Source organism: Novosphingobium piscinae (genome assembly GCF_014230355.1).
Lineage (GTDB): Bacteria > Pseudomonadota > Alphaproteobacteria > Sphingomonadales > Sphingomonadaceae > Novosphingobium > Novosphingobium piscinae.
The window spans coordinates 34,565-48,075 of sequence record NZ_JACLAX010000011.1; the positions used below are offsets into that span (position 1 = coordinate 34,565).

Annotated in this window: 10 protein-coding genes; 7 read left to right on the forward strand and 3 right to left on the reverse strand. The window is 70.1% G+C overall.

Annotated features, from left to right (window positions below):
* Positions 1–76: 76 nt before the first annotated feature.
* A complete protein-coding gene (locus H7F53_RS11775) occupies positions 77–1,045 on the reverse strand; it encodes a poly(ethylene terephthalate) hydrolase family protein (protein ID WP_185679688.1) in 969 nt (322 codons plus the stop codon).
* 212 nt (positions 1,046–1,257) lie between these two features.
* On the opposite strand from H7F53_RS11775, the gene H7F53_RS11780 reads away from it, so the two are divergent.
* The 3 genes from H7F53_RS11780 (at position 1,258) to H7F53_RS11790 (ending at position 6,960) form a co-directional block, all read left to right on the forward strand.
* Positions 1,258–2,379 (forward strand): CapA family protein, encoded by a 1,122-nt coding sequence (locus H7F53_RS11780; protein ID WP_185679689.1) that lies wholly within the window; start codon positions 1,258–1,260, stop codon positions 2,377–2,379.
* 305 nt (positions 2,380–2,684) lie between these two features.
* Positions 2,685–5,405, forward strand: a complete 2,721-nt coding sequence (locus H7F53_RS11785) for a TonB-dependent receptor domain-containing protein (RefSeq protein WP_221773711.1) — start codon at positions 2,685–2,687, stop codon at positions 5,403–5,405.
* A 175-nt stretch (positions 5,406–5,580) separates the two neighbouring features.
* Complete coding sequence (locus H7F53_RS11790; protein WP_185679691.1) at positions 5,581–6,960, forward strand: cation:proton antiporter; 1,380 nt, start codon at positions 5,581–5,583, stop codon at positions 6,958–6,960.
* Here the strand turns inward: H7F53_RS11790 and H7F53_RS11795 are convergent.
* Both H7F53_RS11795 and H7F53_RS11800 read right to left on the reverse strand, forming a co-directional pair.
* The gene (locus tag H7F53_RS11795; RefSeq protein WP_185679692.1) at positions 6,943–7,845 is read right to left on the reverse strand and encodes a homocysteine S-methyltransferase family protein; all 903 of its coding nucleotides are present in this window, start codon (positions 7,843–7,845) and stop codon (positions 6,943–6,945) included. The genes H7F53_RS11790 and H7F53_RS11795 overlap by 18 nt on opposite strands.
* A gap of 67 nt (positions 7,846–7,912) precedes the next feature.
* Positions 7,913–8,830: a LysR family transcriptional regulator gene (locus H7F53_RS11800; protein ID WP_379542755.1), complete on the reverse strand. Its 918-nt coding sequence runs from the start codon at positions 8,828–8,830 to the stop codon at positions 7,913–7,915.
* A 133-nt stretch (positions 8,831–8,963) separates the two neighbouring features.
* Here H7F53_RS11800 and H7F53_RS11805 point away from each other — a divergent pair, with 133 nt between their 5' ends.
* From H7F53_RS11805 to mmsB, 4 genes are all read left to right on the forward strand, one after another.
* Positions 8,964–10,460, forward strand: a complete 1,497-nt coding sequence (locus tag H7F53_RS11805) for a CoA-acylating methylmalonate-semialdehyde dehydrogenase (RefSeq protein WP_185679694.1) — start codon at positions 8,964–8,966, stop codon at positions 10,458–10,460.
* A gap of 97 nt (positions 10,461–10,557) precedes the next feature.
* Positions 10,558–11,439, forward strand: coding sequence for a 3-hydroxyacyl-CoA dehydrogenase family protein (locus tag H7F53_RS11810; protein ID WP_185679695.1), 882 nt, complete (start codon positions 10,558–10,560; stop codon positions 11,437–11,439).
* A 16-nt stretch (positions 11,440–11,455) separates the two neighbouring features.
* On the forward strand, positions 11,456–12,598 hold the full coding sequence (locus tag H7F53_RS11815) for an acyl-CoA dehydrogenase family protein (RefSeq protein WP_185679696.1): 1,143 nt from the start codon (positions 11,456–11,458) through the stop codon (positions 12,596–12,598).
* Between the two features lie 25 nt (positions 12,599–12,623).
* Positions 12,624–13,496: a 3-hydroxyisobutyrate dehydrogenase gene (mmsB, locus tag H7F53_RS11820; protein WP_185679697.1), complete on the forward strand. Its 873-nt coding sequence runs from the start codon at positions 12,624–12,626 to the stop codon at positions 13,494–13,496.
* Positions 13,497–13,511: the final 15 nt, after the last annotated feature.

Genomic DNA, 13,511 nt, shown 5'->3' on the forward strand with positions numbered 1-13,511 from the left:
CCGCCCGCGCCCCGCCGGGCGGCACGGCACGGGGCCGGTCAAGGTTTCCTCGAGGAAACTTTCCGGCTGCCCGGCCTCATTTCAAAAGCGGGCGCGGCACCGACCAGTCAGGCACCTTGCACAGCCCGCAGTCCGGCCCCTTGAAGAACTGCCCGGCACGGGCATCGCCTTTCAGCGTATAGTCGAGCCAGCGCCGGGCGATCACGCCATAGAAACCCCCGTTCGGTGCGGTGCGGAACGTGCCGCCATGGCCGGTCGGGGCGTGGGCGAAGAACAGCGGGACATGGACGATCCGCGCCACGTCGTCGATCGCCTGCGGCCAGGCGATGTCGCCGGGACCGCCGATGATGTAGGCGATCGGGGCGTGGAGCCGGGCCAGCTCCTTCTTGCTGACCGACAGCGCAGAGAGCCCGTCGGCGCTGTTGTTGAACACGCCGGAGTTGAACAGCGCGGTGGCCTTGATCCGCGGGTCGGCCGAGATCCGGATCGCCTGGAGCCCGCCGCACGAATGGCCCATCACCGCCACGCGGGTGGGATCGACCCGGCGGTACCACGGGCTGGCGGGATCGGCGTTCTGCCGCTCGAGCCAGTCCAGCCCGGCCAGGATCTGCGCCGGGCTGGTCGCGTCGGGGCCGCGCCGGGCGAGCTGGGCGGTGCGGTCGGCGTCGACCGGCGGCGGCTCGGTCATCCGCACCGGCGGCACCAGCGTCGGCTCGTCACGCGGGGGGCCAGGAACGACGATGAAGTAGCCGTGGCTGGCCACCTCGCGCAGGAACTGGGCCGCCGAGAGGCTGTTGTCGCGGCAACCGCCATTGCCCCACAGCACGATCGGCAGCGGCTTGGCCGGCAGCTTGGCCGGGTGGTAGAAGGCATGATCGGGCATGGCCGGAAGATATTCGGCGACGGCCGGCATCGGCCCCGTGCCCGACGCCTCGCCGATGATGCCGAAGGGGCGCGGCGGCACCTTGGCGTCCTGCGCGCCAACCCCCGCGGCAGCGGCGCAAAGGGCAAGCCCGAGCAGGGCGATCGGCAGCGTGCGGGTCATGGCATGGTCTCCTTGTCGGGCAAGAACGCGCAGGGGCAGGCAAGACCGGGACGCGGGGTGGTTGCGACAGGCCTCGCCACGCGCCGCGCAGGGCCTGCACGCATGGTCCGCTCCTCATCCCCTGGTCCGCATGATTGCGATTCTCCAGAGCTTCATGCAAGAGCTTACATCGACAGGCAATGGCTATTTCCGGGCTCGGGGAGAAGGGCGACATGCGCATCAGTCTGGTCGGGGACGTGGCCCCGCGGCGCGCCGATCCGGCAAGCCTGTTCGCCGATACCGGCGCCGTGCTGCGCGCGGCCGACCTGTGCTTCGGGCAAATGGAATGCCCGGTCTCCAGCCGCGGCACCCAGGCGCCCCAGGCGCGGCTCGCCATGCGCACCGATCCGGGGGTGCCGGCGGTGCTGCGCGCGGCGGGGTTCGACGTGATGTCGGTGGCGGGCAATCATGTGCTCGACTTCGGCGTGCCCGCGCTCGAGGATACCTTGCGCCTGCTCCCGGCGGCGGGGATCGCGACCTGCGGGGCCGGGCCCAACCTGGCCGCAGCGCGCCAGCCGGCCTGGCTGGAGCACCACGGCCGGCGCGTGGCCGTGCTGGCCTACAGTTCGATCCTGCCCGCCGGCTATGCCGCCGACGCGGCCCGCCCTGGCTGCGCCCCGATGCGGGCACACACCGTCTACGAGCAGGTCGAACCGGACCAGCCGGGCATGCTCCCGCGGATCCATACCTTCGCCGACCGCGCCGACCTGGCCGCGCTCGAGGCGGATGTGCGTGCGGCCCGGGCCCGGGCCGATACGGTGCTCGTGTCGCTGCACTGGGGTCTCCATTTCGTCCGCGCGAGCGTGGCCGACTACCAGCGCGAGGTGGCGGCCGCCGCGATCCGCGCCGGGGCCACGGCGGTGGTCGGGCACCATCCCCACCTGCTCAAGGGCGTCGAGTTCATCGCCGGCGCCCCGGTGTTCTACAGCCTCGGGAATTTCGCGATCGAGCAGCCGGCCGCTTTCGATGCGGCGATCGCCGAGCACGACTCGTTCCGCCATCTGCAGACCCTTGCCGCCGGGTGGCAGCCGCGCGGCCGCTATCAGGCCCCGCCCGAAACGCGGCACACGGTAATCGCCCATCTCGACCTGACGGGCGGGGCGCTGCGGGTCGTGCTGCAACCCTGCCGGATCGACGACGATTCGGTGCCGCGGCGGCTGGCGCGGGACGATCCCGCTCACGCCGAATGGCTGGCCTATCTGCGCGCGATCACCGCCGAGGCGGGGCTCAATGCCGTCTATGCCGAGCAGCCGGATGGCCTGGTGACCTGCGCCGCGGCCCTGACAGCCGGTTAGGCGCGCCCCGGGCGCACTGCGCCCGCAGGCGCAGGAGCCCTGCTTGAAAGGGCTCGCATCGGCTGCACAAGGCCATGGCGACGGCCCTGCAAAGCCCCTGCAAGTGGCCCTGCCGCGGCCCATGCCCGGTCGTGACCGCGAGATTTGCTATGGCGTACAACTATTTTCTGGCAGATAGTTGCATACTTCCACTGAAATGCTAGCATGGCGGCAAAATACGGGAGGAGAGACCTGAGATGATGCCCCATCGCGCCGTTCGTCGTCACCGCGTTTCTGCAAGCGCTTTCGTGCTGGCTGTCTGCGGGTTGGCCCAGGCCGCCGCGGCGCAGGAGGCCGCCCCCCCGGCTCCCCCCGGCCCCGCCGCTCCGGCCGAGGACGAGAGCGAGATCGTCGTGACCGGAACGATCATCCGCGGCGCGGCCCCGGTGGGCTCGTCGATCATCTCGGTCACCGCCACCGACATCGAGAAGACCGGCCTGCTGACCACCAATGACATCCTGCGCTCGATCCCGCAGGTCTCGGGCATCGGCCTGGGCGAGGCGGCGACCAACACCTCGGCCAACAATGCCAACCTCAACATCAGCCGCGCCAACGCGCTCAACATCCGCGGGCTGGGGATCCAGGCCACGCTGACCCTGCTCAACGGCCGCCGTCTGCCGGTGGGCGGGTTCGGCGGACAGCTCTTCGACCCCAACTCGATCCCGGCCATCGCCCTCGCCCGGATCGACGTGGTGGCCGACGGCGCCTCGGCCACCTACGGGTCGGACGCGGTCGCCGGGGTCGCCAACCTCGTGCTGCGCACCGATGTCGACAGGCTCGAGGTGCGCGCCCGCTATGGCGCGGCGGACGATTTCAGCAACACGACGCTGAGCGGCGTGTTCGGCCGCAAGTGGAGCACGGGCCGGGCGATGATCGCCGCCGAGTACGGCTGGAACGACCAACTGCTGCAATCCGACCGCGCGCCGTTCTTCCTGTGCGACCAGACCGGGGTCGGCGGGATCAACAACTGCGTGTTCGGCGGCGCACCGGGCAACATCGTCTACGGCACGACCCGCTTCGGCCTGCCCGCGGGCAGCGGGGTCGGCGTCACCCAAGCGCAGCTTTCGACCACGCCCAACCGGCTCCAGACCTCGCTGTTCCAGACAGTCATCCCGCAGAACAAGCGGCTCAACATCGTCGCCTCGCTGCGGCAGGACGTGAGCGAGCAACTGACCGCCTGGGCCGAGGGCTTCCTGTATCAGCGCAAGGGCCAGTTCTACACCGGCTCGCCTGCGGTCAACGCGGTCTCCGTGCCGAATACCAACCCGGGCTTCGTGACCGTTGCCGGGCAAAGTGCCACGGCCCAGACGGTCGAATACTCGGTCTACAACGACTGGAACGACGGGCGGCTTGCCTTTACCACCGAACGGGGTGTCCAGGCGGCCGGCGGCCTTGATCTCAAGCTCGGCGAAAACTGGACCGCCAGCGCCTCGATCACCTACAACAACAACTATGCCCAGGTGTTCCGCACGGGCGAGATCAACACCCAGCAGTATGCCCTCGCGGTGCGCTGCACCGTCGCCGGGTTCTGTCTCAATCCTTATGGCTCGGGCGGTACCACGGCGAACCGGTCCGCGCTCGACCGGATCATGGGCTTCACCAACTTCCGCATCTGGTACGACGCCACGATCGCCAATGCCCAGATCGGCGGGACCCTGGCGAGCATCGGCGGCGGCGACATCAAGCTCGCGGTCGGCGGGCAGTACATGAAGGAAACCCTCTACGCCTTCAACACCACCAATGCCGGCGCCCGTCCGGTCGACCTGCAGCAGATCATCCCGACGGCCGAGTTCGGCCAGAGCCGCAAGATCAAGTCCGCCTTCGCCGAGGTGATCGTGCCGCTGGTGGGCGCAGGCAATGCCATGCGCGGGGTCCAGGCGCTTGAGGCCAATCTTGCCGTACGCCACGACGACTATTCGGACTTCGGCCAGACCACCAATCCCAAGTTCGGCCTGAAGTGGGAGCCGATCGACGGGCTGGCGCTGCGCGGCAGCTATGGCACCTCGTTCCGCGCGCCGACCCTGTCGGACAACGATCCCCGCTCGACCCCGTCGCTGGGCGCGAGCAACACCGCGGCCGGCGCCGGGCGCAACGTGCTGACCCTGCTGGGCGGCAATGCCGACGTCGGCCCGGAAACCGCCAGCACCTGGTCGTTCGGGATCGAACTGAAACCCAGCCTGATCCGGGGCTTCACCGCCTCGTTCAACTATTTCGGGATCGACTACAAGAACGTGATCGACACGCTGGGCAACAGTGCCTCGGTGTTCTCGGACCCGGCGCTGGCCAGTTTCGTAACGCTGAGCACCGACCCGACCTTCGCCGCCCGGCTGGCCGACATCCAAAGCAAGATCAATGTCGGCTTCTACCAGCCGCCGACGCAGTTTGCCCTCTACACCAACGGCGGGACCACGCCGAACGTCTACGCGATTGTCGATGGACGGAAGCGCAACGTCGGGCGGATCAAGATGAACGGGCTCGATTTCTCGCTGGCCTACCAGTTCCCCACCGGTGATCTCGACTGGACCCTCGGCGTGACCGGCACCCGCGTATTCAGCTACAAGCTCCAGGCGGTGCCCGGCGCGGCCCTGGTGGATCGGGTCAACAACGTGAACTTCCCGCTCAAGTTCAGGGCGCGGGGCCAGATCGGCTTCCAGGCCGGGGGCTGGTCGGTCAACTCCTTCTACAACTACACCAACGCCTACCGGGTCGTGTCCCTGCTCGGCAACAACCTGTTCAACCCGGCGATCGTGGCACCGGCCACGCAGAACGAGCGGGTGGCGGCGAACATGACGGTCGATGCGACGATCACCTATACCTTCGCGCAGGACAGCGGGCCGCTCCGCGACCTGTCGCTGTCGCTGGCCGCGCAGAACGTGTTCGACAAGGATCCGCCCTTCGCCCGCGTTTCGCAGAACCAGATCTTCGATTCGGCCAACGCCAGCGTGCTCGGACGGATGGTCTCGCTCGAGCTGCGCAAGAAGTTCTGAGGCCCGGCGCGGTCCCGGGCCAGCCCGGGACCGGCGCGCAGGCGGCGCCGCTTGCGGACCGCAACGCCCCGGCACAGCCCGCCCACGGCCCTCGCGGCATCTTGCCGAACCGGGGTCCGGCGTGCTTTGGCTGCCGGCGCCAGCGCGGCGGCACCGCGCGGCCGGGAGAACGAGGATGTCCGCGATCATCGACAGCACCCTGGCGACCCTGGGCGATGTCCTGTCGGCGCACGGACCGGCGGTCCAGGCGGATCACAGCTATACCCCGGGCGACTTCAGCGTGCACTTCTTCCTGCAGCTGGCGATCATCCTCGCCACCTGCCGGGTGGTCGGCTGGCTCGGGCGCCGGCTGCTCGGCCAGCCGCAGGTGGTGGGCGAAATGATCGCCGGAGTCCTGCTCGGCCCCTCGCTGCTCGGCCTGGTCTTCCCCGAGTTCCAGCTCGCGCTGTTTCCCAGGGAAACCCGCAATGTGCTTTACGCCGGCGCCCAGCTGGGCGTGGGGCTCTACATGTTCATCGTCGGGCTGACGCTGCGGCTCGACCATGTCCGCAGCAAGGCGCGCCACGCCGCAGCGGTCTCGGCGGCGGGAATCGCCGTGCCCTTCCTGCTCGCCTTTCTCGTCACGCCCTGGCTGCTGACCATGCCGGGGCTGTTTGCTGCCGGGATCAGCCGGACCGACGCGACGCTGTTCTTCGGCGCCTGCGTGGCGCTCACCGCCTTTCCCATGCTGGCGCGGATCATCAACGAGCGGGGGCTGGCGCACTCGTCGCTGGGGACGCTCTCGCTCACCGCCGGGGCCTTCGACGATGCCGCCTCGTGGTGCGTGCTCGCGCTGGTGCTGGCGACCTTCGGCGGCGGCCCGGGGGTCGCGGTCGTGGCGATCGGCGGCGCGCTGCTCTATGCCGGCTTCATGCTGACGGCCGGGCGGCGCCTGCTCGCCCCGCTCGGCCGGCTGGTCGAGGCGCGCGGCGAGATGAGCCAGAGCGTGCTGGCGATCACCCTCGCGCTGTTCTGCGCCTCGGCCTTCATCATGGACGCGGTCGGGATCCACGCGATCTTCGGCGGCTTCCTGCTCGGCGCCTGCATGCCGCGCGGGCTGTTCGTGACCGAGCTCCAGCGCAAGGCCGAACCGCTCACCGTGGTCCTGCTGCTGCCGATGTTCTTCACCTATTCGGGGCTCAACACCCGGCTCGACATGGTCAATTCGCCCGCGCTGCTGGTGATGGCGCTGGCCATCCTGGCCATCTCGATCCTGGCCAAGTTCGGCGCCTGCTGGGCTGCAGCGCGGCTCTCGGGCGAGGACAACCGCACCGCGCTGGGGATCGGCGCGCTGATGAACGCGCGCGGGCTGATGGAGCTGATCATCATCAACATCGGCCTGCAGAAGGGGATCATCGGCCCCACCCTGTTCGCCATGCTGGTGCTGATGGCGATCGTCACGACGATGATGGCCGGCCCCCTGTTCGAACGGGTCTATGGCCGGCGCGCCCGCGCCGAGGGCGAACTGGGCGGACGCGACGACGCAGCGGGCAGGCTGTCAGCCGAGCCGGTCTGAGCCGTCGGTGCCGGCCAGCGCGGCGATGTGCTCGGGCCCGATGCCGCAGCACCCGCCGATGATCGTCGCCCCGGCGCTGCGCCAGGCGGCGGCGAAGGCGCGGTAACCGGCCGGGGTCAGATCGGTGCGGATCGGGTCGAGCCCGGCATTGGCCTCGGCATCGGCGGCCATCGGCGGGAAGGCATTGGCGTAGACCCCGATCGGCAGGGCATCGCCCAGCACGGCCCGCGCCGCTGCGACCGCCGCGCCCATCACCTCGGGCTGGCTGCAGTTGAACAGCAGGGCGGCGGCGCCGAGCGCGCGGACTTCAGTCGCCGCGGCGGTCACGCTCTCGCCCGAACGCAGCCGCGCCGCCCCGGCGTGGAGCCCATCCTCGAGCGTGAAGCTGAGCCACAGCGGGCGTCCGGTCGGGGCAACCAGCTCGGCCACCAGCCGCGCCTCGGCGAGGGCCGAGAGGGTTTCGGCCTGCCAGTGATCGACATGCGGGGCGAGCCCGGCAATCAGCACGGGCAGCACGGCGCGGGCCTGGGCCAGATCGATCAGGTCTGGCCGGTAGGAGCCGCCGACCGGGGGCAGCGATCCGGCGACCCGCACCGGGCGCCCGGCGTCATCGGCCACGGCCCGGGCGAGCTGCCCGGCCAGCGCGGCCAGTTCGGCCCCGCGCGCGGCGAAGCGCGCCGGGCCGAGATGGAAGGGCACCAAGGCATAGGAATTGGTGGTGATCACGTCGGCCCCGGCCGCGACATAGGCGCGGTGGACCGCGGTGACATAGTCCGGCCCTTCCAGCAGGGCCAGCGCCGACCATTCGGGCTGGCGGAACGGGGCGCCGCGACGCGCCAGCTCGCGGCCGGTGCCGCCATCGAGAATCAGCAGGGGTGCGGTCATGGTCGGTTCGGGGCCCAGAGTCGGTCGAGCCACGCCGATCCCACGAAGGGCAGGCGGCTGTCGAGCCTCAAGTGCCGTCGGCGGCGCGCTCGGCCGGGGGCAGCAGCACGCTGCGGCCCTCATGGACGATCTGGGCCAGCCAGTCGGTCAGGGCGCGGATCCGGGCCAGATTGCGCGTGTCCTGGTGCGTGACGATCCAGAAGGTACGGACGATCCGGCTCTGCGGCAGCACCGGTACCAGCCCCGGATCGGCATCGCCGATGAAGCAGGGCAGCACGCCGAGCCCGGCGCCACCCGCGATCAGGCGATGCTGGGCATTGATGCTCGACGAGCGCAGCCGGGTGGTCAGCCCGGCGCGGATCTCGTCGAGATAGCGCAGTTCCGGCGCATAGATCAGGTCGGGGATGTAGCCGATCAGGCGGTGGCGCCCACCCAGATCGGCCGGAACCGCCGGGATCCCGGCCTGGGCAAGGTAGGCCGGGGTGGCATAGAGCCGCAGCGCGTAGTCGCTCAGCTTGCGGGCCACCAGCGGGCCGCTTTTGGGCCGCGACAGGGTGATCGCGACATCGGCTTCGCGCTTTGACAGGCTGAGGAAGCCACTGTTCGCCACCAGATCGAGCGTGAGCCCGGGATAGGCCGCGACAAAGGCGGCGAGCCGTTCGGCCAGGAACCAGCTGCCGAACCCCTCGGACACGCTGATCCGCAAGGACCCGGCGATTGGGCTGCCGGGCTGGCGGCCGCCGGGCGGCTCGATCGCCGCAGCCGCGCTGGCCATCGCCTCGACCTTGGCCAGCAGCGCCTCGCCGGCCTCGGTCAGAACCTGGCCGCGCGGGGTCTGCTCGAACAGGCTGGCCCCCAGCTGGGCCTCGAGCCGGCGCAGGCGCCGCGCCGCAGTAGTCCCGTTGACGCCGAGCTGGCTGCCCGCGCGCGCGAGTTGCCCGGCCTGGGCGATGGCCAGGAACACCTGCAGATCGGTCCAGTTCATGCCCTGCATATTTGCAACCCATGATCGAATTTTTGCGTGTTGTCTGCGAAATATTTGCGTCCCATGGCATGGCCCTCGCATCATCCCGGGACCAGCGACGGTCGCTGGCCGGGGCCCAACAGTGGAGAGCGCCATGCGGTTCATCGATCATGTCCTGGCCAGCGGAGCCCCCGAGCCGGCCGCCCGCAAGGCGCCGGTGTTCGATCCGAACAGCGGCGCGATCCAGGCCGAGGTGGCCCTGGGGACCGCCGCCACGCTCGAGCGCGCCATTGCCGCGGCGCAGGCGGCCCAGCCGGCCTGGGCGGCGACCAACCCGCAGCGCCGCGCCCGCGTGATGTTCCGCTTCAAGGAACTGGTCGAGGCGCACATGGACGAGCTGGCGCACCTGCTCTCGTCCGAGCACGGCAAGGTGATCGCCGATTCGAAGGGGGACATCCAGCGCGGGCTCGAGGTGGTCGAGTTCGCCTGCGGCATCCCGCACGCGCTCAAGGGCGAATATACCCAGGGCGCCGGACCGGGCATCGACGTCTATTCGATGCGCCAGCCGATCGGGATCGGCGCCGGCATCACCCCGTTCAACTTTCCGGCCATGATCCCGCTGTGGATGAGCGCGGTGGCGATCGCCTGCGGCAACGCCTTCATCATCAAGCCCAGCGAACGCGATCCTTCGGTCCCGGTGCGGCTGGCCGAGCTGTTCCTCGAGGCCGGCCTGCCCGCCGGGATCTGCCAGGTGGTCCAGGGCGACAAGGAGATGGTCGACGCGATCCTCGACCACCCGGCGATCGGCGCGGTCAGCTTCGTCGGCTCGAGCGACATCGCGCACTATGTCTACAACCGCGGCGTCGCGGCGGGCAAGCGCGTCCAGGCAATGGGCGGTGCCAAGAACCACGGCATCGTCATGCCCGATGCCGATCTTGACCAGGTGGTCAACGACCTGGCCGGCGCGGCCTTCGGCTCGGCCGGGGAGCGCTGCATGGCCCTGCCGGTGGTGGTCCCGGTCGGCGAGGACACCGCCGAGCGGCTGCGCGCCAAGCTGATCCCGGCGATCCATGCCCTCAAGGTCGGCGTGTCGACCGATCCCGAGGCGCACTACGGCCCGGTCGTCACCCAGGCCCACAAGGAGAAGATCGAGGGCTGGATCGCACGCTGCGCCGAGGAGGGTGGCGAGCTGGTGATCGACGGCCGCGGCTTCACCCTGCAGGGCCACGAGAACGGCTTCTTCGTCGGCCCGACGCTGATCGACCACGTCACCCCGACGATGGACAGCTACCACAACGAGATCTTCGGCCCGGTGCTGCAAATCGTCCGGGCGAAGGATTTCGACGAGGCGCTGGCGCTGCCCAGCAAGCACCACTATGGCAACGGCGTGGCGATCTTCACGCGCAACGGCCATGCCGGGCGCGAGTTTGCCGCCCGGGTCAACGTGGGCATGGTCGGGATCAACGTGCCGATCCCCGTGCCGGTCGCCTATCACACCTTCGGGGGGTGGAAGCGGTCGGCCTTCGGGGACACCAACCAGCACGGTATGGAAGGCGTGAAGTTCTGGACCAAGGTCAAGACCGTGACCCAGCGCTGGCCGGACGGTTCGCCCGACGGCTCCAACGCCTTCGTCATTCCGACGATGGGTTGACCAGCCTGCTCGTGGCGAGCGGGTCGGGCGCGGGCCGGTCGGGTGCCGGCCGGGTGGGCGATAATCGCGCGACGTGGGCACAGATGGAGCAACAGGCATGAACACGGTTGGGGTTATCGGAGCAGGACTGATGGGCGCGGGAATCGCCCAGATCGCGGCCCAGGCCGGGATGCGGGTGATCCTGTCCGACGTGTCGGAGGCCCAGGCGCGCAAGGGCCTGGACAAGATCGCCAGCGGGCTCGACCGCGCCGTGGCCAAGGGTGACCTGACCATCGAGGCGCGCGAGCGGACGGTCGGGCTGATCACCCCGGTCACCGGGGTCGAGGCCATGGCCGAGGCCGGGCTGGTGATCGAGGCGGCGACCGAGCGCGAGGAGATCAAGCGCGCGATCTTCGCCGGCCTGGCCGATGTGCTGCGTCCGGAGGCGATCCTCGCCACCAACACCTCGTCGATCTCGATCACCCGGCTGGCCCAGACCACCCCGGCGCCCGAGCGCTTCATCGGCATGCACTTCTTCAATCCGGTGCCGCGCATGGCGCTGCTCGAGATCATCCGCGGCATCGCCACCAGCGATGCCACCGTCGCCGCGGCGCGGGCCTTCGGCGAGGCGACGGGCAAGGTCGCCATCGTCGCCGCCGACCGCCCCGGCTTCGTGGTCAACCGCATCCTCTTGCCGCTGATCAACGAGGCCTGCTTCGCGGTCGAGGAGCGGCTCGCCTCGATCCCCGACATCGACGCCGGGATCAAGCTGGGGCTGGGTCATCCGATGGGTCCGCTGACCCTCGCCGACATGGTCGGGCTCGACACCCTGCTCGAAGTTCTGCTGGTGTTCCAGGCCGACTTCGGCGACCCCAAGTACCGCCCCGCCCCGATCCTGCGCAAGCTGGTCGAGGCCGGCTGGCTGGGCCGCAAGTCGGGCCGCGGCTTCTACGACTATTCGGGCGAGGTGCCGGTGCCGCTCTCGCTGGGCAACCTGTGAGCGGGGGGGCACGCGCATGACCGGCCAGTTCGCCCTCACCGAGGACCAGCTCGCGATCCAGGACATGGCGCGGCGCTTCACCGCCGATGCCATCACCCCCTTCGCCGCGCAGTGGGACGAGGATCACCATTTCCCGCGCGAGACGATCAAGACCGCGGCCGAGCTCGGCTTCGCGGCGATCTACGTCAGCGAGGCGTCGGGCGGCATCGGGCTTGGCCGGCTCGAGGCGGCGCTGATCATGGAGGCCATGGCCTACGGCTGCCCCACGACCAGCGCCTTCATCTCGATTCACAACATGGCCGCCTGGATGATCGACACCTTCGGCGGCGATGAGCTGAAGGCGCGCTATCTCCCCGATCTGGTCACCATGGAGCGCTTCGCCTCCTATTGCCTGACCGAGCCGGGCTCGGGTTCGGATGCCGCGGCGCTGCGCACCACCGCGCGGCGCGACGGCGACGACTATGTGCTGAACGGCACCAAGCAGTTCATCTCGGGCGGCGGGGTCAACGACGTCTACGTGGTGATGGTCCGCACCGGCGAGGACGGCCCCAAGGGAATCTCGTGCGTGGTGGTCGACAAGGACACCCCCGGGGTCAGCTTCGGCGCGCCCGAGCGCAAGCTGGGGTGGAACGCCTCGCCCACGGCGCAGGTGATCTTCGACAATGCCCGGGTGCCGGTGGCCAACCGCGTCGGCGCCGAGGGCGACGGCTTCCGCTTCGCCATGGCCGGGCTCGACGGCGGGCGGCTCAATATCGGCGCCTGCTCGCTCGGCGGGGCGCAGCGCTGCCTCGACGAGGCGGTGGCCTACGTCAAGGACCGCCGCCAGTTCGGCAAGGCCGTGGCCGAGTTCCAGAACACCCAGTTCACCCTGGCCGACATGGCGACCGATCTCGAGGCGGCGCGCGCGCTGCTCTATCTCGCCGCGGCCAAGGTGAGCGACGGCGCGCCCGACAAGACCCGCTTCTCGGCCATGGCCAAGAAGCTGGCGACCGACACCGGCTCGGCCGTGGTCGACCGGGCGCTCCAGCTGTTCGGCGGCTACGGCTACCTCAGGGACTACCCGATCGAGCGGTTCTGGCGCGACCTGCGCGTGCACCGGATCCTCGAGGGCACCAACGAGGTCATGCGGATGATCGTCGGGCGCGACCTGCTGAAGTAACCCGCTTTTCCGGAGAGAGACTGCCATGATCATCGCCTTCATCGGCCTCGGCAACATGGGCGGCGGCATGGCTGCCAACCTCGTCAAGGCCGGCCACACGGTCCGCGCCTTCGACCTGTCCGAAGCTGCGCTGGAGCGGGCGGCGGCGCACGGCTGCACCCCCTTCACGGCCGCACGCGAGGCGGTGGCCGGGGCCGAGGCGGTGGTCTCGATGCTGCCGAACGGGGCGATCGTCCGCGCGGTCTACACCGCCGACGTGTTCGGCCAGGTGCCCGCCGGGGCGCTGCTGCTCGACTGCTCGACGATCGACGTCGCCACGGCGCGCGAGGTGGCCGAGGCGGCCGCGGCGCAGGGCTACACCATGCTCGACGCCCCGGTCTCGGGCGGGATCGGCGGGGCCAATGCCGGGACGCTGACCTTCATGGTCGGCGGCACCGACGACGGCTTCGTGCGGGCCGAACCGATCCTCAAGGCGATGGGCAAGGCGGTGATCCACGCCGGCGCGCCGGGCGCCGGACAGGCCGCCAAGATCTGCAACAACATGATCCTCGGCGGGACCATGATCGTCACCTGCGAGGCCTTTGCCCTGGCCGAGAAGCTCGGGCTCGACCTCCAGACCTTCTACGACATCTCCTCGGTCTCCTCGGGCCAGTCGTGGTCGATGACCAGCTACTGCCCGGTCCCGGGGGTGGGTCCGCAGAGCCCGGCCGACAACGGCTACCAGGGCGGTTTCGCCGCCGGGCTGATGCTCAAGGACCTCAGGCTGGCGCTCGAGGCCGGGGCCGCCACCGGCGTGCCGCTGGCCATCGGCGGCCGCGCCGCCGAGCTGTTCGCCGCCTTCGCCGAACAGGGCCACGGCAACACCGACTTCAGCGGAATCATCGAGACCATGCGCTGAGCCCGCTGGGCGGGT

Bases quoted from the DNA above. Each gene is read 5' to 3' on its own strand.
- H7F53_RS11775 (WP_185679688.1), bottom strand. From the start codon at position 1,045: ATGACCCGCACGCTGCCGATCGCCCTGCTCGGGCTTGCCCTTTGCGCC.
- H7F53_RS11780 (WP_185679689.1), top strand. From the start codon at position 1,258: ATGCGCATCAGTCTGGTCGGGGACGTGGCCCCGCGGCGCGCCGATCCG.
- H7F53_RS11790 (WP_185679691.1), top strand. From the start codon at position 5,581: ATGTCCGCGATCATCGACAGCACCCTGGCGACCCTGGGCGATGTCCTG.
- H7F53_RS11795 (WP_185679692.1), bottom strand. From the start codon at position 7,845: ATGACCGCACCCCTGCTGATTCTCGATGGCGGCACCGGCCGCGAGCTG.
- H7F53_RS11800 (WP_379542755.1), bottom strand. From the start codon at position 8,830: ATGAACTGGACCGATCTGCAGGTGTTCCTGGCCATCGCCCAGGCCGGG.
- H7F53_RS11805 (WP_185679694.1), top strand. From the start codon at position 8,964: ATGCGGTTCATCGATCATGTCCTGGCCAGCGGAGCCCCCGAGCCGGCC.
- H7F53_RS11810 (WP_185679695.1), top strand. From the start codon at position 10,558: ATGAACACGGTTGGGGTTATCGGAGCAGGACTGATGGGCGCGGGAATC.
- H7F53_RS11815 (WP_185679696.1), top strand. From the start codon at position 11,456: ATGACCGGCCAGTTCGCCCTCACCGAGGACCAGCTCGCGATCCAGGAC.
- mmsB (WP_185679697.1), top strand. From the start codon at position 12,624: ATGATCATCGCCTTCATCGGCCTCGGCAACATGGGCGGCGGCATGGCT.